Origin of the sequence: Brucella gallinifaecis (assembly GCF_006476605.1) — a bacterium.
Classification (GTDB): Bacteria; Pseudomonadota; Alphaproteobacteria; order Rhizobiales; family Rhizobiaceae; genus Brucella; species Brucella gallinifaecis.
Genome location: NZ_ML636833.1, coordinates 1 through 2,732, shown reverse-complemented (window position 1 = coordinate 2,732; position 2,732 = coordinate 1). Strand labels below are relative to the sequence as shown.

The following is a 2,732-nucleotide window of genomic DNA, read 5'->3' as shown; positions in this document are numbered from 1 at the left end:
CCGGCTCCGCTCATTATCAACCAAACCTACCAGACTTCAACAAAATCAGTCAAACTCAAAAACTTTGCGACAGAACCCCCTGATCAGATCGGTATCTATCCGACCACCCATAACATTATGCAGAATTCCATATTGCTTGGCCGGTTCGAAGCCATAGAGACATCGCCCATCGAGATCGGGAATGCGCGGCACGAATGCGAAGCCGAGTGCATGACAGAGGGCGAATACAAGATCGCTGACGCCGCCGCCATCAACGTGGTGACGGACGATATTAAGACCAGCATCAGTTTCCAGCAATGCGTCAAGCACGTGAACGGCTTCACTAGCCGTTGCGGCTATGATTTTTGTATGAAAGGGCGCGTAGCGACCAGAGATCGCGGTGTAGAGTTTGATAATCGGATTGTTTCCATACCTGCCATTGACGCCGCCTGCGACTTCGCCACCGTCGCCAAGATGGATATGTTGTCCGTCCGATGAGGAAATTGTGTGCGAGCCGAATACTGTTGAGAACGGAGCAGAGTGTTGAGCCTCAACCAGTTTGGCGAGCGCCAGCGCGAATGTCTCTTCGCGAAAATGCCAGATTGCCATCTGCTGTAGCTGGCGGCGCGTGATGCCGGGACAGGCATGCGCCATCTTCGAGAAGCCAAGATTTGTGGCTTCGGCGATCAGCGCCGCATAAAACACCCGCAGATCGGAAGGTGACCGACCGGTCTGGAGGTGCTCGAACAAGGAACTGAAGCCCGTCATCCGGTCGATATCGGCCACAAGGTCCGTCAACCGTATGGGCGGCATGGTTGTTGCCACCCGCCTTGCGAACGCGATTGCGGCTTCGGTTTCCGAAGTTCTGACCGCTGGGACCCGCAATCCTTTTGCGCCGATGCGAGTATCGCCCCGACTATTTTCCAGGCGACCTGCCGCCTCCTGCAGCTTTTGATCCAGAGCGTCGGCCTTCTGGGCGAGATAGGTCTCGACATCGATCGGAATGGGGTCATTTGCGGGAGGGGGCGAAATGACACTCTAAGGAACCGGCCATCTGTATTCGCCGATAAGATTGATATGCTCCCAGCCAAGCGGCGAGACGTGGGCGAGGAGTTCCGGTGGAATGGGTAGTCCGGCCTGGTTTCGGCTTTCGACGGCGTCACCGAGTTTCAGGGTGTTCCAGAAGATGATAATAGCGGTGAGAAGATTGAGGCCCGCAATCCTGTAGTGTTGGCCTTCGGTGGAGCGATCACGGATTTCACCGCGCCGATAAAAATTGACTGCTTGCTTCAAGGCATGATGTGACTCGCCTTTGTTCAGGCCCACCCGTGCACGGCGCTGCATGTCGACATCCATGATCCAGTTGATCATAAACAGTGTTCGTTCGACCCGGCCAACTTCCCGCAACGCTAGAGCCAGCTCGTTTTGCCTGGGATAGGACGCGAGTTTCCGCAAGATTTGACTGGGTGGCATGATGCCAGCAGTCATCGTGGCGGCAATGCGCAGGATATCCGGCCAATTCCTCTCGATGAGAGGTTCCTTGACCTTATCTGTGATCAACGAACGTAGATTGGCTGGCGCACTGGCCGGATCAAAAACATAAAACCGTTTGGACGGAAGATCTCGGATATGCGGGATAAACGCAAAACCCGTGATTGAGCAAGCGGCAAAGACGTGATCGGTGAAGCCGCCCGTATCGGTATATTGCTCCTGGATGCGTTTTCCGGTCTCATTCATTAAAAGACCGTCCAGAATATATGGTGCTTCACTGGCCGTAGCCGGAATGACCTGTGTCGAGAACGGCGCATACTGGTCGGAGACATGGCTGTAGGCCTTCAAACCTGGCTCGTTCCCATACTTAGCGTTAATCAGATTCATGGCCTCGCCCTTTTCGGCAGCCCGGAAGAACTGGCCATCGCTGGATGCGGTCAGACCCTTGCCCCAGAACGCCGCCATGGGCAATTTCGCATGTGCCTCAACAACCATTGCCAACGCACGGTTGAAGGCCTCACCTTCGACATGCCAGCGTGCAATACGCATCAGTTCCCAGAAGCCATGCGTATGGGTTGCATCGGCCATCTTGCGCAAGCCAAGATTAATGCCTTCAGCCAGGACAACGTTCATCAAGCCAATCCGGTCTGAGCATGGCGCACCGGTACGCAAATGCGTGAAAGCTTCGGAGAAGCCCGTCAAAGTATCGACCTCAAGCAATAGGTCGGTGATCTTGATATCGGGCATGCGTTTGTAGAGATCGAGGACCATGCCATCGGCACCATCCGGCACATCAGCTTCCAGCTTGTTCACATGGAGCACGCCGTTTTCAATGGTTCCACCCGGGATAGTGCCATTGCGCGCGGCATGCCCCAACGCTTTCAGCCCGTCTTCCAGCCGCGCCCTGCGATCCGCGATCCACTCCTGAGGTCGGAGGGGAATGGCAAGGCGAGCAATATGAGCAACTGTTTGTGCCGGAACCAGAACCTGCTTCAGATCGCCATAACGGCGCGACTGGGTTAGCCAGATATCGCCGGACCTGAAAGCATCGCGCAGATGAAATAACACACTGACTTCCCAAAGCCGGTAATCTTCATCGGACTGGGCTCGCAAATGGCGATGCCATTTCGACCCGGTTCGCAGGAAGTCGTGAGGATGTTCGTCGTTATCGCCACTTCGCAATAACGGTTCTGTCGCAAAGTTTTTGGAAGGATATAAGCGGCCTTATTTCTGGACGCAATTATGCTGCGAGCTTTGCAAAG

Annotated in this window: 2 pseudogenes; both read right to left on the bottom strand. The window is 54.9% G+C overall.

From position 1 onward, the window contains the following. Nucleotides 1-78: 78 nt before the first annotated feature. A pseudogene (locus FHY56_RS17695) lies at nt 79-984 on the bottom strand (Tn3 family transposase); the annotation flags it as partial. 33 nt (nt 985-1,017) lie between these two features. Further along, a pseudogene (locus FHY56_RS17690) lies at nt 1,018-2,661 on the bottom strand (Tn3 family transposase); the annotation flags it as partial. Nucleotides 2,662-2,732 lie beyond the last annotated feature (71 nt).